Source organism: Pseudomonas sp. TWP3-2 (assembly GCF_049897765.1).
Classification (GTDB): Bacteria; Pseudomonadota; Gammaproteobacteria; order Pseudomonadales; family Pseudomonadaceae; genus Aquipseudomonas.
Genome location: NZ_JAFCWW010000005.1, coordinates 188,619 through 209,940, shown reverse-complemented (window position 1 = coordinate 209,940; position 21,322 = coordinate 188,619). Strand labels below are relative to the sequence as shown.

Sequence of the window (21,322 nt, the reverse complement as noted above, 5' to 3'; positions counted from 1 at the left end):
GCGTTCATTGAGAACGACAACTCTGCCTCAACACTTTCCGCCCAAAAACAAAAATGCCAGTCAGCTTAACTGACTGGCATTTTCTATAACCTCTCCAGCGCCTCTGCGAATCCGACTTTGAATTCTAGAGGGCACGCCGCAGGATCACTCCCACTCAATCGTCGCCGGCGGCTTGCTCGACACGTCATACGTAACGCGCGAAATGCCTTCGATTTCATTGATGATGCGGCCGCTGACAGTTTCCAGCAGTTCGTAAGGCAGGTGGGCCCAACGCGCGGTCATGAAGTCGATGGTTTCCACGGCACGCAGGGCCACGACCCAGGCGTAACGACGGCCATCGCCTACTACGCCAACCGATTTCACTGGCTGGAACACCACGAACGCCTGGCTGACTTTGTGGTACCAGTCGGCCTTGCGCAGTTCTTCGATGAAGATGTGGTCGGCGCGACGCAGCAGGTCGGCGTATTCCTTCTTCACTTCACCGAGGATGCGCACACCGAGGCCCGGGCCCGGGAACGGGTGACGGTAGACCATGTCGTACGGCAGGCCGAGTTCCAGGCCCAGACGGCGGACTTCGTCTTTGAACAGCTCGCGCAGTGGCTCGACCAGTTTCAGGTTCATCTCTTCCGGCAGGCCGCCCACGTTGTGGTGCGACTTGATCACGTGAGCCTTGCCGCTTTTGGCGCCAGCCGACTCGATCACGTCCGGGTAGATGGTGCCCTGCGCGAGGTACTTGATGTTGTCCAGTTTGTTCGACTGGGCATCGAATACGTCGATGAAGGTACGACCGATGATCTTGCGCTTCTTCTCTGGGTCGGACTCGCCGGCCAGATTGTTCAGGAACTGTTCTTCAGCGTTGGCGCGGATCACCTTGACGCCCATGTTCTCGGCGAACATGGCCATCACTTGCTCGCCTTCGTGCAGACGCAGCAGGCCGTTGTCGACGAATACGCAAGTCAGCTGATCGCCAATGGCTTTGTGCAGCAGCGCGGCAACCACCGAGGAATCGACACCGCCGGACAGACCCAGCAGCACGTTGTCGGTACCGACCTGTGCACGAACCTGAGCGATAGCGTCTTCGGCAATCTTCGACGGTGTCCACAGGGCTTCGCAGCCGCAGATGTCGAGGATGAAGCGCGACAGGATGCGACCACCCTGTTTGGTGTGGGTCACTTCCGGGTGGAACTGCACGCCGTAGTAGCCGCGCTCGTCGTTGAACATGCCGGCAATCGGGCAGCTCGGGGTGCTGGCGAGGATGTGGAAGTCTTCCGGCATCTTGGTGACTTTGTCACCGTGGCTCATCCACACGTCGAGGCCGAACAGGCCGTCGGCGTCGATGTGGTCTTCGATGCCGTCGAGCAGACGGCTCTTGCCGACCACGTCAACGCGGGCGTAACCGAACTCACGCAGCTCGGAACCTTCAACCTTACCGCCCAGTTGCTCGGCCATGGTCTGCATGCCGTAGCAGATACCGAAAACCGGCACGCCGAGGTCGAACACCGCTTGCGGGCAACGCGGGCTGTTGGCTTCGTGTACGGACTCGGGGCCGCCGGCGAGGATCACGCCTTTTGGTGCGAATTCGCGAATGGCATCCTCGTCCATGTCGAACGGATGCAGTTCGCAGTACACACCGATCTCACGCACGCGGCGGGCGATCAGTTGGGTGTATTGCGAACCGAAGTCGAGGATCAGGATGCGGTGAGCGTGAATATCGAGGGCCATGATTCAGTCTCGTCTAGTCAATCAGTAACAGTCGTGATTCAGAAACAACTCGGGGCTGAATAACACAGCCCCGGTTGCTTAACGATTTGCTGGAAGGCTCAACCTACGCGGTAGTTTGGCGCTTCTTTGGTGATCTGCACGTCGTGAACGTGGGATTCGGCCATACCGGCGCCGGTGATCCGCACGAACTCAGGCTTGGTGCGCATTTCTTCGATGTCGGCACTGCCGGTGTAACCCATCGAGGAACGCAGGCCACCCATCAGTTGGTGGATGATCGCGCTCAGGGTGCCTTTGTACGGCACACGGCCTTCGATGCCTTCCGGAACGAGTTTCTCGGCGCCTGCCGAGGAGTCCTGGAAGTAACGATCGGAAGAGCCTTGAGCCTGAGACATGGCGCCCAGCGAGCCCATGCCGCGATAAGCCTTGTACGAACGACCCTGGAACAGTTCGATCTCGCCCGGCGCTTCTTCAGTACCGGCGAACATCGAGCCCATCATCACGCAGGAAGCACCGGCAACGATGGCCTTGGACAGGTCACCGGAGAAACGGATGCCGCCGTCGGCGATCAACGGCACGCCTGTGCCTTCAAGGGCAGCGGCGACGTTGGCGATGGCACTGATTTGCGGGACGCCGACACCGGCGACGATACGCGTGGTGCAGATCGAGCCAGGGCCGATACCGACCTTGACTGCGTCGGCGCCCGCTTCGGCCAGAGCCTTGGCTGCTGCGCCGGTGGCGATGTTGCCGCCGATCACCTGCACGTCAGGGAAATTCTGTTTGACCCAACGCACGCGGTCGATCACTCCTTTGGAGTGACCGTGCGCGGTGTCGACCACCACCACGTCCACACCGGCATTGACCAGAGCAGCGACGCGGTCACCGGTGTCTTTACCGGTGCCGACCGCAGCGCCAACGCGCAGACGACCTTGATCGTCCTTGCTGGCCAGCGGGTAAGCCTTGGCTTTTTCGATGTCGTTGACGGTCATCATGCCTTTAAGGGCGAATTTGTCATCGACGATCAGCACGCGCTCGATGCGGTGCTTGTGCAGCAGTTCGCGTGCTTCGTCCTTGCTCGCGCCTTCCTTGATCGTGACCAGACGCTCTTTGGGCGTCATCACTTCACGGACAGTCGCTTCCAGACGGCTTTCGAAACGCACGTCACGGGAAGTGACGATGCCGACCAGGTCGCCATCGTGCAGTACCGGAACGCCGGAAATGTTGTGCATGCGGGTCAGTTCGAACAGATCACGTACCGTGGCGTCAGCCTCGATGGTAATCGGATCCTTGACCACACCGGCTTCGAACTTCTTGACCTTGCGCACTTCGGCAGCTTGCTGCTCGATGGTCATGTTCTTGTGGATAATGCCGATGCCACCTTCCTGAGCCATGGCAATTGCCAGACGGGCTTCAGTAACGGTGTCCATGGCGGCAGAAACCAGAGGAATGTTCAGTTCGATGCCACGGGTAAGACGGGTCTTGAGACTGACTTCGTTAGGAAGCACCTCGGAATAACCAGGCACTAAAAGAATGTCGTCGAAGGTCAGAGCTTCTTGGCTGATACGCAGCATCGCGGGGGCTCCCGAGCGGGAAAATGGAAGCGCGCCATTATACTCAGACACCCCTGCATGCTCAATGTAAAACTTGTCTTATATCAATGTTGCTGATGTACGGAAAAATCCGCACCTACAGCTCGACTTTGACCCAGCTCACAGGTTGATCCAGCCAATCGGCGAATTCGTCGATGAAGCTCTGCTTGAACCCCGCCTCCAGCCAGTTGTTGAAGATGAAACCGAGGTTGGAAAATCCGCATTCCTGCAAGAACAGAAAGCCGTTGATGTCGTCTTCATGCCCGCATTCCGGGCAGGTGAAGTTGTCGGTACGCGCCGGCATCCACTCTTCGAGGCTTTCGAACAGAGCTTCGCCGATCTCCTGTCGACACTCGGCGCAACCGGCCTCGCCGAGAAAACCCTTGGCCGGGGTGAAGATGCAGCGCTTGGTGACGATCTCCAGTCCATTGATCGGTTCGCCGAACGGCAGCGCCTGGGGATGCAGCACCACCGCGCGCGCGCCATCGGCAATCGCATAGGCCATGCGGTTGCCGGTGCGTCCGCAGGTGCTCAACTCTTCCTTGATGATGTTCTTGCGCACCAGCCAGCGGACGATCGCCCGGGCGCGGGGTTCGTGTACCGGCAGGTTGGAAATTTTCGGGACGATGATGCTTTGCGAGTTCATGGACAGTCCTGCGGTGTGGCTTCTGACGTCTTCGCTGGCAAGCCAGCTCCCACAGGATTTGCGCGAACCCTGTGGGAGCTGCGGTGCGACGATTCGACTTGCCAGCGAAGAGGCCCTAAAGGCCGGCAGCATAATCCCTGACGAAATCCGGTCAAGTGCTCAAATAGCGACCGATCAGCGCAAGTCCGCTGGCCAGCACCAGCCAGGTCACCAGCCGTACGAATGCTTCGCGCGACAGACGCATGGTCAGCCTTCGCCCAATCCACAACCCGAACGCCATGGCCGGCAGCAAACACAGCGCGAGCACTAACAAGGGTAGCTCGGCATACACACCCGCGACGGCAAACAGGCTCAAACGCACCACCGTGCTGCAACTGATCAGCGCACTTTGCGTCGCCCGAGCCGCCTCTTTCGGCAGACGACTGTTGAGATAGATCGCATATAAAAAGCCGCCACTGCCGAACAAGGCTCCAAACAGTCCACCCACCGTCCCCATCGGCACTGCCCACGCGGCGGACAACTGCGCAGGTCGTGCTTTGACCCACAAGCTGTAAATCGCATAGGCGCTGATAAACAGCCCCATCAGCAGCAACAGCAAATCCGATTTGAGATTGAGCAGAAAAATCACCCCCAGCGTGCAGCCAACTGCCATGCACGGCAGCAGTCGCAGTAACTCGGGCTTGGCCACATCGCGGCGCGAGGGCAGCAGATTGCCGAACGCCGCGACAAAATCCAGCAACACCAGCAACGGCACGATCTTCGACAGCGGCATGAACAGGATCAGAATAGGCCCCGCTATCAGCGCTGTGCCGAACCCGGCAATGCCAAACACGATGTAGGCCAAGGCTATGCCTGCCCCGATGACCAGCCAGTCCAACGTGCCAAAATTCCATTGACCGAACAAATCAACCAACATTTGTACTCATCCCTGTAGGAGCCGCCGTGCATTGATCGAGAGAATGCCATTAAACTGCGGCCCATGATTAAAGATCCCTTTGCAAGACTTGGCCTGGACCGTGAAGTCCTGACTGTCAGCCAGCTCAACGGCCGCGCGCGGGTGTTGCTCGAAGACGTGTTCAGCAATATCTGGGTCGAAGGCGAAATCTCCAACCTCGCCCGCCCGGCGTCCGGCCACATCTATTTCACGCTCAAGGACAGCGGCGCACAGGTGCGTTGCGCGCTGTTCCGGCAGAACGCTGCGCGGGTGCGTCAGGCATTGCGCGATGGCTTGGCGGTAAAAGTGCGGGGCAAGGTCTCGCTGTTCGAAGGACGCGGCGACTATCAGCTGATCCTCGACACCGTAGAGCCGGCCGGTGACGGCGCGTTGCGACTGGCCTTCGATGCCTTGAAGGAAAAACTCAGCGCCGAAGGCCTGTTCAGTGCCGAACGCAAAGTGCCGCTGCCGGCACATCCGCAGCGCATCGGGATCATCAGTTCGCCAACCGGCGCGGTGATTCGCGACATCATCAGCGTGTTTCGTCGGCGTGCGCCGCAGGTGCAACTGACGCTGATTCCAACCGCCGTGCAGGGCCGCGAAGCCACCGCGCAGATCGTACGCGCACTGAAACTCGCGGATGCACGCGGTTTCGACGCACTGATTCTGGCGCGTGGCGGCGGTTCGCTGGAAGACCTCTGGTGCTTCAACGAAGAAGCCGTGGCCCGCGCCGTCGATGCATGCGTGACGCCGATTGTCAGCGCGGTCGGGCATGAAACTGATGTGTCGATCAGTGACTTTGTGGCCGACGTGCGCGCACCGACGCCATCGGCTGCCGCTGAACTGCTCGCGCCTGATTCCAGCCACTTGATCCGCCAGGTCGAAAGCCTGCATCGGCGTCTGGTGATGCGCATGCGTGACCGCTTGGTGCGCGATCGCATGCGCCTGGAAAGCATGGCCCGCCGTTTGCGCCATCCCGGCGAACGTCTGCGTCAGCAAGCGCAGCGTCTGGATGATCTGGACATGCGCATGCGCCGGGCTTTCGAGCGCCAACTCAATACCCGCCGCGAACGCTTGATCCGCTTGGAAACCCGCCTCGCCGGGCAACATCCGGGACGCCAACTGGCGATGTTGCGTCAGCGTCTGGACAGCCTCGCCGAGCGTTTGCCACGGGCCATTCGCGAAGGCCTGAAAAGCCGTCGTCTGCAATTGCAAAGTCAGATGCAGACGCTGCATGTGGTCAGCCCGCTGGCGACACTCGGCCGGGGTTACAGCATTCTGCTCGACGAGCGCGGCAACGCGATTCGCAACGCGGCGCAGACCCACACTGGCCAGCGCCTGAAAGCCAAACTCGGCGAAGGCGAACTGCAAGTGCGCGTCGAAGACAATCACCTGACGCCTGTCACCCTCTCTTTACTGGACTGATCCATGCCGCGTTTTCTCGCTCCGCTGCTGTTGCTCTGCCTGACCTTCAACGCCCACGCCGACAGTTACATCACCCGGCTGCTGAACAAACCGGTGCCGGGCGGAGTGGCTGTCGTCGATCTGGGCACCGCCGCACAAGCGCCGAAAGCCACCTATCAAGGTAAACCGGTGCTGGTGGTCAAGGAACAGAACAACTGGCTGGCGATTGTCGGCGTGCCGCTGACGGTCAAACCCGGCACCCAGCAAATCGCCAGTGCGGGGCGCAATCTGAGCTTCACCGTGGGTAACAAGAAATACCCGGAACAGCACATCACGCTGAAGAACACCCAGCAGGTCAATCCGAACCCGGCCAATCTGAAGCGCATCGAAGGTGAACTGGCCGAGCAGATCAAGGCCTACCGCAGCTTCAGCCCGAACACGCCAAGCAATCTGTTGCTGGACAAACCGGTCAACGGCCCGCTGTCGAGCAAGTTCGGTGTGCGCCGCTTCTTCAATGGCGAGGAACGCAATCCGCACTCAGGTCTGGACTTCGCAGTGCCGGCCGGCACGCCGATCAAGACCCCGGCGGCGGGCAAGGTGATTCTGATCGGCAACTACTTCTTCAACGGCAACACGGTGTTTGTCGATCACGGTCAGGGCTTTATCAGCATGTTCTGTCACATGTCGAAGATTGACGTGAAGGATGGTCAGCAACTGGCGCGTGGTGCGGTGGTTGGCAAGGTGGGCGCAACCGGGCGCGCGACCGGTCCCCACATGCACTGGAACATCAGCCTGAATGATGCGCGGGTTGATCCGGCAATTTTCATTGGCGCATTCCAACCCTGATTTATCGCTGGGGCGGATGGCGCCATCGCTGGCAAGCCAGCTCCCACAGGGTTTGAGGTGAACACGAATTTTGAGTACACCCCAATCCCTGTAGGAGGGTTTGAGATGGCCACGAATTTTGTGTACACCCCAATCCCTGTGGGAGCGGGCTTGCCCGCGATGGCTGACTTACTGCCAGCAAAAATCCGCAGACATACTCCAAATTTCAATTGCGCCCCAATCTAACCTCACGCAAACATCAACAAGATCCGCCGACTTAAGCACAATAAAATCGCGCAAAAAACCGCTTTTCAGGTATTCCTCTCAATTTTTTTCGACTGCTTGCCATCCTTTCCCCTCGCGGTTAGGGTTGGATGCATGAAAACCTCTCACACCCTCATTCAGCTTCGCCAGCACCGCAGCCTGTGCCTCGTCAGCGCACGACTGCCGGGCTGAATCGCTGCGCCTCGCCCGACACGTTTTTCCCCAAACATTGGTTCCACCGGCAGGCCGCCTCTTTTCGGCCCAGACAATAAGGAATTTCCCGATGAGCATGCTCAAAGATCCGTCTTCGAAATACCGCGCGTTTCCCGTGATCAACCTCCCGGACCGCACTTGGCCTTCGAAGACCATCGTCTCCGCGCCGATCTGGTGCAGCTCTGACTTGCGCGACGGCAACCAGTCGCTGATCGAGCCGATGGACGCGGTGAAGAAGCTGCGCTTCTGGAAAACCCTGGTGCAGGTCGGCGTAAAGGAAATCGAGGCATCGTTCCCGGCCGCTTCGCAAACCGATTTCGACTTCGTGCGTACCCTGATCGAAGAAGGCCACATCCCGGACGACACCACCATTCAGGTGCTGACCCAGGGTCGTGAAGACTTGATTGAGCGCACCTTCGAATCCCTGCGCGGCGCCAAGAAAGCCATCGTGCATTTGTACAACGCGACCTCGCCGTCCTTCCGCCGCATTGTCTTCAATCAGGACAAGGACGGAATCAAGGCCATCGCCGTCAACGCGGCCAAGCTGTTCGTCAAATATGCAGCCATGCAGCCGGACACTGAGTGGACCTTCGAATATTCGCCGGAGACCTTCAGCGCGACCGAGTTGGAGTTCGCCAAAGAAGTCTGTGACGCAGTGATCGAGGTCTGGAACCCGTCGCCTCAGCACAAGATGATCCTCAACTTGCCAGCGACCGTTGAGTGCGCAACGCCGAACATTTATGCCGACCAGATCGAGTGGTTCGGTCGCAACATCAACCGTCGTGACAGCGTGATCATCAGCCTGCACACCCACAACGACCGTGGCACTGGCGTTGCCGCCACCGAGTTGGGCCTGATGGCTGGCGCTGACCGTGTCGAAGGTTGCCTGTTCGGCAACGGTGAGCGCACCGGTAACGTCGATCTGGTCACCGTGGCATTGAACATGTACACCCAGGGCCTCGACCCGCAACTGGACTTCTCCGACATCGACGGCGTGCGCAAAGTCGTCGAAGAGTGCAACCAGATTCAGGTGCACCCGCGTCACCCGTACGTTGGCGACCTGGTACATACCGCATTCTCCGGCTCGCACCAGGATGCGATCCGCAAAGGTTTCTCCCAGCAGAAACCAGACACCTTGTGGGAAGTACCGTACTTGCCGATCGACCCGGCCGACATTGGCCGCAGCTACGAGGCGGTGATTCGCGTCAACAGTCAGTCGGGCAAGGGCGGCATCGCCTACTTGCTGGAGCAGGAATACGGCATCAGCCTGCCGCGTCGCATGCAGATCGAGTTCAGCCAGGTGGTGCAGGCCGAAACCGACCGCGTTGGTCTGGAGATGACCGCACCGCAGATCTACGCGTTGCTGCAGCGCGAATACTTGCAAGCCAACACTCCGTACGCGCTGGTCAGCCATCGCCTGCGGGAAGAGAACGGCAACAGCAACGTCGAAGTAGAAGTGGCGAGCCAGGGTCAGGGCGAAACCAATCTGCACTGGCGCGGCAAGGGCAACGGTGCGCTGGAAGCACTGGTGGCCGGCCTGCCGATTCCGGTGGAAATCATGGACTACAACGAACACGCGATCGGCGCGGGCACCAACGCCAAAGCGGCGGCCTACATCGAATTGCGTGTGAACGGCGAACGTGCAGTGCACGGCGTGGGCATTGATGAAAACATCACTACCGCCAGCTTCAAGGCCCTGTTCAGCGCGCTGAACCGCTCGCTGAGCCAGCCGGAAGCGAAAGCGGCGTAACGCTTTGCTGAAACGCAAAAGGCCCCGGAGTGTGAACTTCGGGGCCTTTTTTTGCCTGATGGTTTTATGCTGAGTTTGATGGCCCCATCGCGGGCAAGCCCGCTCCCACAGTGGTCAAGGTGCACATGCAATTGCAGGTACACCAAAAATCCCTGTGGGAGCGGGCTTGCCCGCGATGGGGACCGCGCAGCCGCCGCAGAAACTCAGATGAATTCGAAAGTGTCGGCATCCAGATTGGCCGGGAAGCGCTCGCGGTACGCCGCCAGTGACGCTGCTTCCAGAACCACTTTGAACACCCCATCGGCCTCCCCCGCCGCGAGCAATGTCTCGCCCTGGAAATCCAGCACCTGACTGTCACCGGTATAAGCGAAGCCCTTGCCATCTGTACCGATACGATTGACCGCCGCTACATAGCAGAGGTTTTCGATGGCTCGCGCCGGCAGCAGACGATTCCAGTGCAGACGCCGAGCGCCGGGCCAGTTCGCGGTGTACAGCAGCAGATCGGTGTCCTGCGCGTCGCGACTCCACACCGGGAAGCGCAGGTCGTAGCAAATCAGCGGACGCACCCGCCAGCCCTTGAGCTCGAACTGCACCTGACGCTCGCCGGGGGTGTAGTGATTATGCTCACCGGCCATGCGGAACAGGTGACGCTTGTCGTAGTGCAGCACCTCGCCGTCCGGTCGCGCCCACAGCAAGCGATTGCGATGACTGCCGTCCGCAGCCTGAATGATCACGCTGCCGGTGATGACCGCATCAAGCTTCGCCGCTTGAGCGCGTAGCCACTTGCTGGTCGGGCCGTTGACCGCTTCGGCGAGGGTCTCGGACTCCATGGAGAAGCCGGTGGTGAACATTTCCGGCAGGATAATCAGATCCGATCCGCGCGCCTGCTCCAGCAACAGCTCGAAATGCTCGAGGTTGGCCTGGCGATCATGCCAGGCCAGGGTGGTCTGGATCAGCGCCAGATTGAGATCAGGCAGAGCACTCAGATCGCGCATAGTTTGGCCGCTGCCTCACGCAGCGTCTCCTCGCGTTTGGCAAAGCACAGCCGCACCAGGCGCTGACCTTCAGGAGGCGTCTGATAGAACACCGACACCGGAATACTCGCCACGCCGTGCTCGAGGGTCATCCATTTGGCCATTTCGACATCGTTCAAATCCGGGCGAATCTGCGAGTAATCGACCAACTGAAAATAGGTGCCGGCGACCCGACTGAACGTGAAACGCGACGGCGTCAGCAGATCGCAGAACAGGTCACGCTTGGCCTGATAGAAACCTGGCAGCTCTTCGACGTGTTCAGGGTGCTCGGCCATGTAATCGGCCAACGCATATTGCAGCGGGGTCACGCCGCAGAAACTGACGTATTGGTGCACTTTGCGCAGTTCCGCCGTGAGGGCCGGGGGCGCGACGACGTAGCCGGTTTTCCAGCCAGTGACGTGATAGGTCTTGCCGAACGAGCTGACCACGAATGCACGCTGATACAGCTCTTCGTGAGCAAGCACGCTGACGTGCGGCACGCCATCGAACACCAGGTGTTCGTAGACTTCATCGCTGAGCACGTAGATGTCGCGATCACGGATCAACGCGGCCAGTTGATCCAGCTCCGCACGACTGATCAATGCGCCGCTCGGGTTGTGCGGGGTGTTGAGGACGATCATCCGTGTGCGCGGAGTGAGTGCGGCGCTGAGTTTGTCGAAGTCGATAGCGAAGTCGTTCAGACCCAGTTGCAAGTGCACACAGCGTCCGCCAGCCAACTCCACCGCCGGTTCGTAGCTGTCGTAGCACGGGTCGAAAATGATCACTTCGTCGCCGCTGTTGATCACGGCCTGAATCGCACAGAAGATCGCCTGAGTCGCACCGGGCGTTACCGTAACCTCATGCTCGGCATCCACGTTGACGCCATAGCTACGGGAAATTTTCGCCGCGATCTGCTGGCGTAACGCAGGCAACCCGGTCATTGGCGAATATTGGTTATGACCGCTGGCAATGTGCCGACCGACTGCATCACGCAGTGCCTGCGGGCCATCAAAATCGGGGAAACCCTGGGACAGGTTGATCGCGCCGGTCTGCGCCGCGAGCTGGGACATCTGGGTGAAGATGGTGATGCCGACATTCGGCAGCTTACTGGTGATCATCGGGATTCCCTGCTCTGCACCCGGCTCTGACGACGGCGCGGGAGAGCCCGAGGATAGCCCATCCGGCGCCCATAAAAAAAGGGCGCCGAATGGCGCCCTTCTTCTTTGTAACACCGCTAGACCTTGTGGCGAGGGGATTTATCCCCGATCGGCTGCAAAGCAGTCGCTAACCCGAGGAATGCGGTTTTACTGATACACCGCGGGCACAGATTTTAGGGCCGCTGCGCGACCCAACGGGGATAAATCCCCTCGCCACAGAAGCCCCGCACGAGAATGTGCGAGGCACTGTGATCACTTCTTGTCGCGGCGTTTTTTGTCGGCTTTCTTGTGGTGCGACATCATCCGGCGCTTGCGGTTGACCTGACGGTCGGTCAGCGAGTTCTTGTTGCCTTCGAACGGGTTTTCACCGCCCTTGAACTCGATGCGGATCGGCGTACCGACCAGCTTCAGCACGCGACGGTAAGTGTTCTCCAGATAGCGCACATACGACTTTGGCACTTTCTCGATCTGGTTACCGTGGATCACGATGATCGGCGGGTTGGCACCACCCAAGTGGGCATAGCGCAGCTTGATCCGGCGATTGTTGACCATCGGTGGGGCGTGCTCGCCAACCGCATCTTCCAGAATCTGGGTCAGACGGTTGGTCGGCCAGCGGGTAACCGCCGACTTGAACGAGTTCTGCACCGAAGCGTAGAGGTTGCCCACGCCGGTACCGTGCAGTGCCGAGATGAAGTGGATGTCGGCGAACTCAACGAAGAACAGGCGACGCTGCAGCTCGATCTTGACGAAATCGCGCTCGCTCGGCGTCATGCCGTCCCACTTGTTGATCGCGATCACCAGCGCACGACCTGCTTCGAGGGCAAAGCCCAGCAGGTTGAGATCGTGATCAACCACGCCTTCGCGCGCGTCCATCACGAAGATCACCACGTTGGCGTCTTTGATCGCTTGCAGGGTTTTCACCACGGAGAACTTTTCAACTTCTTCGTGGATCTTGCCGCGCTTGCGCACACCAGCCGTGTCGATCAGCGTGTACTTTTCTTCGTTACGCTCGAACGGGATGTAGATACTGTCGCGCGTCGTGCCGGGTTGGTCGTAGACGATTACCCGGTCTTCGCCGAGCATGCGGTTGACCAGCGTCGACTTGCCGACGTTCGGCCGGCCGATGATGGCGATCTTGATCCCGTCTTTTTCGCTCGGGCCAGGAATGCGCTTGGCTTCCTCGCCTTCAGCAACGATCTCTTCTTCGCCGTCTTCCGGCTCTTCTTCGTCTCTCGGGAAGTCGCCCAGGGCGATTTCCAGCATCTGGGTGATGCCACGGCCGTGAGCACCGGCGATCGGAATCGCGTGGCCCATGCCCAACGGAGCAAATTCAGCGCGGGCCATTTCCGGGTCGATGTTGTCGACCTTGTTGGCAACCACGTAGGAACGCTTGTTACGTTTGCGCAAGTGTTCGGCGATCATCTGGTCGGCGGCGGTGAAACCGGCCTTGGCATCTACCAGGAACAGAACAACATCCGCTTCTTCAATGGCCAGCAGCGACTGCTCGGCCATTTTTTCGTCCATACCGTGCTCGTCACCGGAGATACCACCGGTGTCGACCAGAATGTAGGAACGCCCTTGCCACTTGGCCTCACCGTACTGGCGATCACGGGTCAGACCGGACAAGTCGCCGACGATGGCGTCGCGAGTCCTGGTCAGGCGGTTGAACAAGGTGGACTTGCCGACGTTCGGTCGGCCCACCAGGGCGATTACGGGAACCATGCGGCTCTCCACTTCGTTATTTCAGAAAATACAAAAGCCGCTGCGAGGCAGCGGCTGGTGCTCGGGGCAACGCCTGATAGCGCTGCAAGCCCCATGAATCCGGGGCCGCCTGGGGGTGTTAACCCCAAGCATAGTTGTTACTTGATGGTCAGGGCTTCCAGTTTGCCACTGTTGCCATATACATAAATCGTGTCACCCACCACCAGCGGACGGGCACGCAGGCCGTCGCTGTCGATGCGCTCGCGGCCGACGAAACGACCGTCAACCTGGCTCAGCAGATGCAGATAACCTTCCAGGTCACCGACTGCAACATAGCTGGAGAACACTTCCGGAGCCGACAGTTGACGACGGGCCAGCGAATCGTTGCTCCACAGTGCAGTGGTAGAACGCTCGTCGACGCCTTCAACAGTGCCCGAAGACAGGCTCACGTAGACGTTGCCGAAACCCTGGGCCACGCCAGCGTAGCTCGACGCATCGCGCTGCCAGAGTTGACGGCCGCTTTCCAGATCCAGTGCCGCAACGCGACCCTGGTAGCTGGCAACGTACAGGGTACCGCCGGACAGCAGCAGACCGCCGTCGATGTCGACAACGCGCTCCAGTTCCGAACGACCTTGTGGAATCGCAACTCGTTGCTCCCAAACCGGCACGCCGTTGGAAATATCCAGAGCAACCACTTTACCGGTCGACAGACCAGCCACCGCGAGGCGGTTGGTGACGATCGGTGCGCTGGTGCCGCGCAAGGTCAGAACGGCCGGAGTGCTGTCATACACCCAACGCTGATTACCGGTGGAGGCATCCAGACCGATCAGACGATCGTCCTGAGTCTGCACGACCACTACGTCACCGTTGTTGGCCGGTGGCGCGAGGACTTCACTGTTGACGCGAGCGCGCCACTTCTCTTCACCGTTGATGGCGTCGAGGGCGATCACATCACCGCGCAGCGTGCCGACCATGACCAGACCGTAACCCACGCCAACGGCGCCGGAGACAGGCAAATCAAGATCCTGCTTCCACTTCACATCGCCATTGCCACGATCCAGGCCCATCACCACGCCGGTTACATCGGCAGCGTAGATGGTGTCACCGTCGATCGCCGGCACCAGCATGTTGTAGGTGTCGCCCTGACCGTCACCGATCGAACGACTCCACTGCTTGTGCAGGACCACTTCTTCTTTGAAGTCGGTCAGTTCAGCCGGTGGCAATTCTTTTTTGCTGTTGCTGCTGCAACCCGCGGCCAGAATGGCCAGAGCCAGCAATGCTGCATGCTTCCAACGGATCACGTCACGCATCCCCTTTGGCCAGATCGTCCAGCTTGATTTGAAGGCCACCGACCGCCGCTTCATCCGACAGTGCCGCCTTGGCTTTTTGATACGCCGTGTTCGCTTCGTCGGTACGACCCAACTGCACCAGCAGGTCGCCCTTGAGTTCTTCACGAGTGGCCAGGAACGACTTGTCGGCGTCGCCTTCAAGCAGTTTCAGACCTTCATCAGCCTTGTTCTGTGCGCCCAATACCTGCGCCAGACGCTGACGGGCGATTTCGCCCAGCGCCGGGTTGGCCGGTTTGGCGACGATGGCCTTGAGCTCGGTGGCTGCGTCGTCCAGCTTGCCGCTGTCGACCGCTACTTTCGCCACGAACAGGCTACCGTACTGCGCGTAAGCGCTGCCGGCGTATTCGCTGTTGAGCTTGCCGGCCAGATCCGCAACGCGCGCGGCGTCAGGCTTGCCATCCGGGGTCAGCGTCGTTTCCAGCAGTTGCTGATAGAGCACCGAGGCGCCTTGCGACTGGTTGCCCTGATATTTGTGATAAGCCTGCCAGCCGAACACGATGACCAGCGCCAACAGGCCGCCAGTGACCAGAGGTTTGCCGTTGCGTGTCCACCAGTCCTTCAAATCCGCCAACTGTTCGTCTTCGGTACTCGACACCCCAATACTCCTTAATCGCTAAATCGGCTGTTTGGACAGCTTCAACCCTGCACGACGCAGGTGGCCAGGTGAGCGGCAAGCGCATCCCAGGCAATGCTTTGTTGTTCGCCCTGGCCACGCAGGGGTTTGAAACCTACCACTTGCTGGGCCATCTCGTCGTCACCGAGGATCAGTGCGTACAGCGCACCGCTCTTGTCGGCTTTCTTGAATTGGCTTTTGAAGCTGCCAGCGCCGGCATTGACTTGCAGGCGCAGGTGGGGCAGTTGATCACGGACACGCTCGGCCAAGGCCAGACCGGCCAGCTCTGCTTCTTCCCCGAAGGCGCAGAGGTAGACGTCGACCTGACGGGCGATCTCTTCCGGGATCTGCTCGAGAGTTTCCAGCAGCAGCACCAGACGCTCGATGCCCATGGCGAAACCGACGCCCGGGGTTGGCTTGCCGCCCATCTGCTCGACCAGACCGTCGTAACGACCACCAGCGCACACGGTGCCCTGGGCGCCGAGCTTGTCGGTGACCCATTCGAATACGGTTTTGCTGTAGTAATCGAGACCGCGTACCAGTTTCGGGTTGAGTACGTAAGGAATGCCAATGGCATCCAGACGCGCTTTCAAGCCTTCAAAATGGGCACGGGATTCGTCATCCAGGTAGTCGGCCATTTTCGGCGCATCAACCAGCACCGCTTGGGTGTCGACGTTTTTGGTGTCGAGCACGCGCAGCGGGTTGGATTTGAGGCGACGCTGGCTGTCTTCGTCGAGTTTGTCGTGGTGCGCCGAGAGATACTCGACCAGCGCATCGCGATAACGGGCACGGGATTCGCTGGTGCCGAGGCTGTTCAGCTCAAGCTTGACCGCATCGCGGATGCCCAGCTCGCCCCACAGGCGCCAGGTCATCACGATCAGTTCGGCATCGATATCCGGGCCGTCAAGATTGAAGACTTCCAGACCGATCTGGTGAAACTGACGATAACGACCTTTCTGCGGACGTTCGTGACGGAACATCGGGCCGATGTACCAGAGCTTCTGCACCTGGCCGCCGCCGGTGATGCCGTGTTCGAGAACCGCGCGCACGCACGCAGCGGTGCCTTCCGGACGCAGGGTCAGGGAGTCACCGTTGCGGTCGTCGAAGGTGTACATCTCTTTTTCGACGATGTCGGTCACTTCGCCGATCGAGCGCTTGAACAGCTCGGTGAACTCGACGATCGGCATGCGGATCTGCTTGTAACCGTAGTTATCCAGCAGGCGCGAGACGGTGCCTTCGAAGTAACGCCACAACGGCGTCTGTTCGGGCAGGATGTCGTTCATGCCACGAATGGCTTGTAGAGACTTGCTCACTATAAATCCTTAAATTCGTTCGGCTCTGCAGTTGGCTCAGCCGCGCGCGATAACCGCTGCGTCAGCTTCGACCTTCTCGGCCGCTTTCTGGCGGATCAAGCGTTCAAGCTCATCTACCAGATTGTCATTCGTCAGTTTCTGCGCCGGCTTGCCGTCGATGTAAATCAGGTTCGGGGTACCGCCAGTCAAGCCGATATGCGCTTCCTTGGCTTCGCCGGGGCCGTTGACCACACAACCGATCACCGCGACATCCAGCGGGACCAGCAGGTCTTCAAGGCGCCCTTCCAGCTCGTTCATGGTTTTCACCACATCGAAGTTCTGCCGCGAGCAGCTCGGGCAGGCGATGAAGTTGATGCCACGGGAACGCAGATGCAAAGACTTGAGAATGTCGTAACCGACCTTCACTTCCTCGACCGGATCGGCCGCCAGCGAGATGCGGATAGTATCGCCAATCCCTTCGGCGAGCAGCATACCGAGGCCCACGGCAGATTTCACTGTGCCTGAACGCAATCCACCGGCTTCAGTGATACCCAGGTGCAGCGGCTGGACGATTTCCTTGGCCAGCAAACGGTAGGCTTCGACGGCCATGAACACGTCGGAGGCCTTCACGCTGACCTTGAAGTCCTGAAAATTCAGGCGTTCCAGGTGCTCGACGTGGCGCAGGGCCGATTCAACCAGCGCGGCCGGGGTCGGCTCGCCGTATTTCTTTTGCAGGTCTTTTTCCAGCGAACCGGCGTTGACGCCGATGCGGATCGGAATCCCGCGATCACGGGCGGCATCGACCACGGCGCGCACACGGTCTTCGCGACCAATGTTGCCGGGGTTGATACGCAGGCAATCGACACCCAGTTCGGCTACGCGCAAAGCGATCTTGTAGTCGAAGTGGATATCGGCAACCAGCGGCACCTTGACCAGTTGTTTGATCTTGCCGAACGCTTCGGCAGCGTCCATGTCCGGCACCGAAATACGCACGATGTCGACGCCGGCAGCTTCCAGACGATTGATCTGCGCAACGGTGGCGGCGACGTCATTGGTGTCGCTGTTGGTCATGCTCTGCACAGCGATAGGCGCATCGCCGCCAACAGGTACGTTACCGACCCAGATCTTGCGCGAAACGCGACGTTTGATTGGAGATTCGCCGTGCATGACTTATTGACCCAACTTCAGGCGAGCGGTCTCGCCACTGGTGAACGGAGCGATGTCGACCGGCTGGCCGTTGTAGCTGATCTGCGCGCCACGGGCATAACCCAGACGTACGGCAAACGGTGGCTTGCCGGCAACGGCGAGACTGTCGCCCTTGCGCTTCAGGCCACTGAACAGAACCTTGCCACTGCCATCGCTGACCTGAGTCCAGCAATCGGCAACGAACTGCACTTGCACCTGACCTTGGCCGGCGACCGCAGCGGTCGGCGCAGCAGCAACTGCCGGGGCAACTGGAGCAGTGACGGTTGGCGCTGGTGTAGCTGGAGCAGTTGGCGCTGGTGTCGCTACAACCGGCGCGGGCGTGTGAACCGGTGCGACAGGCGCAACAACCGGAGCTGTCGGCGTGGTCGTTGGTACAGGCGCTTCAGCGGTGGTCGATTCGTCAGCAGCCGTTTCCGATTGCGGCAGTGTCAGAGCAGTCGAGCCCTCGGCCTGCGCTTGCTCGACAGCCTGATCTTCCGGCTCGTCCAGCGGATGAATCTGCGTGGTGCCGTCAGCGCCTTCGACTTCGACGTGCTCAGGCGCCAGCGTGGTCAAATCCTTGGTGCGCTGCGAAGTCTGATCCTGCCACCAGACGAAACCGCCGCCGATGACCGCGATCAGCAACAGCAGGCTGACGATACGCAAAATAGTATGGGAGACGCGCACGGGCTCTTCGATACGACCGAGGGCGTGCACATTGCTGCCCTGGGAATCGGTGCCGGTGGACTGGTCGAATTGCTGGACCAAAGCGGTCTGGTCCATGCCGAGCAACTTGGCATAGGCGCGAATATAGCCGCGAGCAAAGGTATGCCCCGGCAGCTTGTCGAACGCGCCGGCTTCAAGATTGCTCAGGGAGGTCACGGTGAGGTTGAGCTTGAGGGCCACTTCGGCCAGCGACCAGCCATTGCTTTCGCGGGCCTGGCGCAAGGTCTCACCGGGGTTAACGCGATTCGCTGCTACAACTTCGGGATGCGCCGCTTTCATCATTGCTCCGACAGGTATTGCTGATATTCCGGCGTACCGGGATAGAGTCGTTTTAATTGCAGGCCCGCACTGGCGGCCTTGTCGCGATCTTCAAATACTTTCGCCAACCGAACGGCGAGCAACAGACTACGTGCATTTTGCTCGGCAAGCAGGCTGAAACGCTCGTAATAGTCACGCGCGGGCACATAATGCCTGTCTTCGAATGACAACTCAGCCATTTCCAGCAATGCGCGTGGTTGTTGACGATTCAAGCGCAAGGCTTTTTCCAGTTGCTGCTGCGCCAGATCACGCTGGCCGAGCTTTGCCGCCGTCATGCCGAGGTTCTCGAACACGCGCGAGCGCTCAGGATACAGGGTATCGGCGGCAGCCTGTTCAAAACGCTCGTAGGCTTCCTTGTAACGCTGTTCTTCGTAGAGAAAACTGCCGTAGTTGTTGAGGGTGCGGGCATCGGCGGGACGCGAAGACAAGGCCTTGCGGAAATGCTCATCGGCCAGTGCAGGCTCCATCTCGGCCTGGAATACCAGGCCAAGCGCGGCATTCGCATCAGGATCCGAGCTGTCCAGATCGAGGGCTTTTTTCAGCGGCACTTTCGCGCGCTCGGTCATGCCCTGCTGCAAATACCCCAGCCCCAACTGCACGTAGGCAGCCCGCGCTTCATCGCGGCCCTTGCTGGTCTTCATCGGGTTGTAATCGCCCGACAGGACACAGCCAGCACTCAGGCTGGCCAACAGCAACAGCAGCGCAAAGCGCAGGGACATAGAGATCCTCTCTTAGTTTGTATTCGCGGCGTTCTGCGCCAGATCGCCATCGGCGTTCAATTCACGCACGGCAATGTAACGTTCGCTGCGACGGGTGCGATCCAGCACCTGCCCTACCAATTGTCCGCAAGCAGCATCGATGTCTTCACCACGAGTGGTGCGCACAGTGACGTTGTAGCCTGCCTGATGCAGCTGATCCTGGAACCGGCGGATGGCATTGTTGCTCGGCCGCTCGTACCCGGAATGCGGGAACGGGTTGAACGGAATCAGGTTGATCTTGCACGGAGTGTTCTTCAGCAACTCGATCATCTCAACGGCATGTTCGACTTTGTCGTTGATGTCTTTGAGCAAGGTGTACTCGACGGTCAGCACGCGTTTTTCGCCCAGAGACGACATGTAGCGCTGGCACGACTCGAGCAGCATCTTAAGCGGATATTTCTTGTTGATCGGCACCAATTGGTTACGCAATGCGTCATTGGGTGCGTGCAGCGACAACGCCAGGGACACGTCGATGTGCTTGGACAGCTCATCGATCATCGGCACCACGCCCGAAGTGGACAGGGTCACGCGGCGCTTGGAGATCCCGTAACCGAGGTCATCCATCATCAGATGCATGGCGGCCACGACGTTATCGAAGTTCAGCAGCGGCTCACCCATGCCCATCATCACCACGTTGGTGATGGCACGGTCGACGGTTGCCGGGACGCTGCCGAAAGATTTGTTGGCAATCCACACCTGACCGATGACTTCGGCGGCGGTGAGGTTGCTATTGAAGCCTTGCTTGCCGGTGGAGCAGAAACTGCAATCCAGGGCACAGCCTGCCTGGGACGAAACGCACAGAGTGCCGCGTTTGCCTTGGGGAATGTACACGGTCTCGACGCAGCTGCCGGACGCCACACGCACCACCCACTTACGGGTGCCGTCGGTGGAGATGTCCTCGCTGACAACTTCCGGACCACGGACCTCAGCAATGGTCTTGAGCTTGTCGCGCAAGGCCTTGCTGACGTTCGTCATGGCGTCGAAATCATCGACGCCAAAGTGGTGAATCCATTTCATTACCTGACCGGCACGGAAACGCTTCTCCCCGATTGAGTCGAAGAATTTTTCCATTTCCTGTTGAGTGAGACCCAGCAGGTTGGTTTTTACAGTCGATGTAGTCATGGATTCACCTTCACTCTTAAGCCAATGCTTAGCGAGTGGTTACTTCAGTAGCTGCGAAGAAGTACGAGATTTCACGCGCAGCAGCGGCTTCGGAGTCCGAACCGTGCACAGCGTTGGCGTCGATGGAATCAGCGAAGTCAGCACGGATGGTGCCGGCAGCAGCTTCTTTAGGGTTGGTAGCGCCCATCAGCTCACGGTTCAGAGCGATAGCGTTTTCGCCTTCCAGAACCTGAACAACAACAGGGCCGGAGATCATGAAAGCAACCAGGTCGCCGAAGAAACCACGAGCGCTGTGCTCAGCGTAGAAGCCTTCAGCTTCAGCTTTGGACAGTTGCTTCAGTTTCGAAGCTACAACGCGCAGGCCTGCTTTTTCGAAACGAGTGGTGATCTCGCCGATGACGTTTTTTGCAACAGCGTCAGGCTTGATGATGGAGAAAGTACGTTGAACAGCCATGGTGTAACTCCAGAAACGGTAATTTGTGAAAAATTAAACCCGCGAATTATACGCGGGTTCTTGGGTATTGCCTAACCTGCGAGGACGATCAGTCGGCTTCTTCGATCCAGAGCGCCTGAACCGCTTCCAACACCTTCTCGCCACAACGGCCGGAAGTGTTGTCGAAATCGGGAAGTTCCATGATCCATCGCTGCAAGTCGACGAAATTGACAGAAAGTGGATTCACATCCGGCTTGGTTTCGGCCAATTCTTCTGCAATGCGTTGAACATCATTCCAACCATAACTCATG

The 21,322-nt window shown here is 59.3% G+C and carries 19 protein-coding genes; 3 read left to right on the top strand and 16 right to left on the bottom strand.

All coding sequences use genetic code 11. The features are described from left to right. Positions 1-144: 144 nt before the first annotated feature. From guaA to ACP7EE_RS10450, 4 genes are all read right to left on the bottom strand, one after another. Positions 145-1,722: a glutamine-hydrolyzing GMP synthase gene (gene guaA, locus ACP7EE_RS10465; RefSeq protein WP_420650585.1), complete on the bottom strand. Its 1,578-nt coding sequence runs from the start codon at positions 1,720-1,722 to the stop codon at positions 145-147. 98 nt (positions 1,723-1,820) lie between these two features. Further along, the gene (gene guaB / locus ACP7EE_RS10460) at positions 1,821-3,290 is read right to left on the bottom strand and encodes an IMP dehydrogenase (protein WP_115147749.1); all 1,470 of its coding nucleotides are present in this window, start codon (positions 3,288-3,290) and stop codon (positions 1,821-1,823) included. A 115-nt stretch (positions 3,291-3,405) separates the two neighbouring features. Then, positions 3,406-3,954: a sugar ABC transporter ATPase gene (locus tag ACP7EE_RS10455; protein ID WP_420650583.1), complete on the bottom strand. Its 549-nt coding sequence runs from the start codon at positions 3,952-3,954 to the stop codon at positions 3,406-3,408. Positions 3,955-4,105: 151 nt separating this feature from the next. Beyond that, positions 4,106-4,870 (bottom strand): sulfite exporter TauE/SafE family protein, encoded by a 765-nt coding sequence (locus ACP7EE_RS10450; RefSeq protein ID WP_426234434.1) that lies wholly within the window; start codon positions 4,868-4,870, stop codon positions 4,106-4,108. A gap of 63 nt (positions 4,871-4,933) precedes the next feature. Here ACP7EE_RS10450 and xseA point away from each other — a divergent pair, with 63 nt between their 5' ends. From xseA to leuA, 3 genes are all read left to right on the top strand, one after another. Further along, entirely contained in the window at positions 4,934-6,313 is a 1,380-nt protein-coding gene (gene xseA, locus ACP7EE_RS10445; protein ID WP_426205939.1) for an exodeoxyribonuclease VII large subunit, read from the top strand. Positions 6,314-6,316: 3 nt separating this feature from the next. Beyond that, positions 6,317-7,138: a peptidoglycan DD-metalloendopeptidase family protein gene (locus ACP7EE_RS10440; protein ID WP_426234433.1), complete on the top strand. Its 822-nt coding sequence runs from the start codon at positions 6,317-6,319 to the stop codon at positions 7,136-7,138. Between the two features lie 526 nt (positions 7,139-7,664). Then, positions 7,665-9,344, top strand: coding sequence for a 2-isopropylmalate synthase (gene leuA, locus ACP7EE_RS10435; protein ID WP_426234432.1), 1,680 nt, complete (start codon positions 7,665-7,667; stop codon positions 9,342-9,344). Between the two features lie 203 nt (positions 9,345-9,547). Here leuA and ACP7EE_RS10430 read toward each other — a convergent pair whose 3' ends face one another. The 12 genes from ACP7EE_RS10430 to iscX form a co-directional block, all read right to left on the bottom strand. Continuing rightward, positions 9,548-10,339, bottom strand: a complete 792-nt coding sequence (locus tag ACP7EE_RS10430) for an amidohydrolase (protein WP_426234431.1) — start codon at positions 10,337-10,339, stop codon at positions 9,548-9,550. Beyond that, positions 10,327-11,475, bottom strand: coding sequence for a pyridoxal phosphate-dependent aminotransferase (locus ACP7EE_RS10425; protein ID WP_426234430.1), 1,149 nt, complete (start codon positions 11,473-11,475; stop codon positions 10,327-10,329). The genes ACP7EE_RS10430 and ACP7EE_RS10425 overlap by 13 nt, the downstream gene beginning before the upstream one ends. A 291-nt stretch (positions 11,476-11,766) precedes the next feature. Next, positions 11,767-13,236: a ribosome biogenesis GTPase Der gene (gene der / locus ACP7EE_RS10420; protein WP_420650575.1), complete on the bottom strand. Its 1,470-nt coding sequence runs from the start codon at positions 13,234-13,236 to the stop codon at positions 11,767-11,769. A gap of 137 nt (positions 13,237-13,373) precedes the next feature. Further along, on the bottom strand, positions 13,374-14,525 hold the full coding sequence (gene bamB, locus ACP7EE_RS10415; protein ID WP_426234429.1) for an outer membrane protein assembly factor BamB: 1,152 nt from the start codon (positions 14,523-14,525) through the stop codon (positions 13,374-13,376). Beyond that, the gene (locus tag ACP7EE_RS10410) at positions 14,518-15,159 is read right to left on the bottom strand and encodes a tetratricopeptide repeat protein (protein ID WP_420650573.1); all 642 of its coding nucleotides are present in this window, start codon (positions 15,157-15,159) and stop codon (positions 14,518-14,520) included. Before ACP7EE_RS10410 ends, bamB begins: the two co-directional genes overlap by 8 nt. Before the next feature lie 41 nt (positions 15,160-15,200). Continuing rightward, positions 15,201-16,490, bottom strand: coding sequence for a histidine--tRNA ligase (hisS, locus tag ACP7EE_RS10405; RefSeq protein WP_420650572.1), 1,290 nt, complete (start codon positions 16,488-16,490; stop codon positions 15,201-15,203). A 36-nt stretch (positions 16,491-16,526) separates the two neighbouring features. Then, entirely contained in the window at positions 16,527-17,636 is a 1,110-nt protein-coding gene (gene ispG / locus ACP7EE_RS10400; protein WP_420650571.1) for a flavodoxin-dependent (E)-4-hydroxy-3-methylbut-2-enyl-diphosphate synthase, read from the bottom strand. A 3-nt stretch (positions 17,637-17,639) separates the two neighbouring features. Next, entirely contained in the window at positions 17,640-18,659 is a 1,020-nt protein-coding gene (locus tag ACP7EE_RS10395; protein WP_426234428.1) for a RodZ domain-containing protein, read from the bottom strand. Next, positions 18,659-19,417 (bottom strand): type IV pilus biogenesis/stability protein PilW, encoded by a 759-nt coding sequence (gene pilW, locus ACP7EE_RS10390; protein WP_426234427.1) that lies wholly within the window; start codon positions 19,415-19,417, stop codon positions 18,659-18,661. The genes ACP7EE_RS10395 and pilW overlap by 1 nt, the downstream gene beginning before the upstream one ends. 12 nt (positions 19,418-19,429) lie before the next feature. Beyond that, positions 19,430-20,578, bottom strand: a complete 1,149-nt coding sequence (rlmN, locus tag ACP7EE_RS10385) for a 23S rRNA (adenine(2503)-C(2))-methyltransferase RlmN (protein WP_420650568.1) — start codon at positions 20,576-20,578, stop codon at positions 19,430-19,432. Between the two features lie 28 nt (positions 20,579-20,606). After that, the gene (gene ndk, locus ACP7EE_RS10380) at positions 20,607-21,032 is read right to left on the bottom strand and encodes a nucleoside-diphosphate kinase (protein WP_007916882.1); all 426 of its coding nucleotides are present in this window, start codon (positions 21,030-21,032) and stop codon (positions 20,607-20,609) included. A gap of 88 nt (positions 21,033-21,120) precedes the next feature. After that, positions 21,121-21,321: a Fe-S cluster assembly protein IscX gene (gene iscX, locus ACP7EE_RS10375; RefSeq protein WP_426206946.1), complete on the bottom strand. Its 201-nt coding sequence runs from the start codon at positions 21,319-21,321 to the stop codon at positions 21,121-21,123. Between the last annotated feature and the right edge of the window lies 1 nt (position 21,322).

What these genes read in the sequence shown, in the direction of transcription:
- guaA (WP_420650585.1), bottom strand. Translation starts at nt 1,722, where the DNA reads ATGGCCCTCGATATTCACGCTCACCGCATCCTGATCCTCGACTTCGGT.
- guaB (WP_115147749.1), bottom strand. Translation starts at nt 3,290, where the DNA reads ATGCTGCGTATCAGCCAAGAAGCTCTGACCTTCGACGACATTCTTTTA.
- ACP7EE_RS10455 (WP_420650583.1), bottom strand. Translation starts at nt 3,954, where the DNA reads ATGAACTCGCAAAGCATCATCGTCCCGAAAATTTCCAACCTGCCGGTA.
- ACP7EE_RS10450 (WP_426234434.1), bottom strand. Translation starts at nt 4,870, where the DNA reads ATGTTGGTTGATTTGTTCGGTCAATGGAATTTTGGCACGTTGGACTGG.
- xseA (WP_426205939.1), top strand. Translation starts at nt 4,934, where the DNA reads ATGATTAAAGATCCCTTTGCAAGACTTGGCCTGGACCGTGAAGTCCTG.
- ACP7EE_RS10440 (WP_426234433.1), top strand. Translation starts at nt 6,317, where the DNA reads ATGCCGCGTTTTCTCGCTCCGCTGCTGTTGCTCTGCCTGACCTTCAAC.
- leuA (WP_426234432.1), top strand. Translation starts at nt 7,665, where the DNA reads ATGAGCATGCTCAAAGATCCGTCTTCGAAATACCGCGCGTTTCCCGTG.
- ACP7EE_RS10430 (WP_426234431.1), bottom strand. Translation starts at nt 10,339, where the DNA reads ATGCGCGATCTGAGTGCTCTGCCTGATCTCAATCTGGCGCTGATCCAG.
- ACP7EE_RS10425 (WP_426234430.1), bottom strand. Translation starts at nt 11,475, where the DNA reads ATGATCACCAGTAAGCTGCCGAATGTCGGCATCACCATCTTCACCCAG.
- der (WP_420650575.1), bottom strand. Translation starts at nt 13,236, where the DNA reads ATGGTTCCCGTAATCGCCCTGGTGGGCCGACCGAACGTCGGCAAGTCC.
- bamB (WP_426234429.1), bottom strand. Translation starts at nt 14,525, where the DNA reads ATGCGTGACGTGATCCGTTGGAAGCATGCAGCATTGCTGGCTCTGGCC.
- ispG (WP_420650571.1), bottom strand. Translation starts at nt 17,636, where the DNA reads ATGCACGGCGAATCTCCAATCAAACGTCGCGTTTCGCGCAAGATCTGG.
- ACP7EE_RS10395 (WP_426234428.1), bottom strand. Translation starts at nt 18,659, where the DNA reads ATGAAAGCGGCGCATCCCGAAGTTGTAGCAGCGAATCGCGTTAACCCC.
- pilW (WP_426234427.1), bottom strand. Translation starts at nt 19,417, where the DNA reads ATGTCCCTGCGCTTTGCGCTGCTGTTGCTGTTGGCCAGCCTGAGTGCT.
- rlmN (WP_420650568.1), bottom strand. Translation starts at nt 20,578, where the DNA reads ATGACTACATCGACTGTAAAAACCAACCTGCTGGGTCTCACTCAACAG.
- ndk (WP_007916882.1), bottom strand. Translation starts at nt 21,032, where the DNA reads ATGGCTGTTCAACGTACTTTCTCCATCATCAAGCCTGACGCTGTTGCA.
- iscX (WP_426206946.1), bottom strand. Translation starts at nt 21,321, where the DNA reads ATGAGTTATGGTTGGAATGATGTTCAACGCATTGCAGAAGAATTGGCC.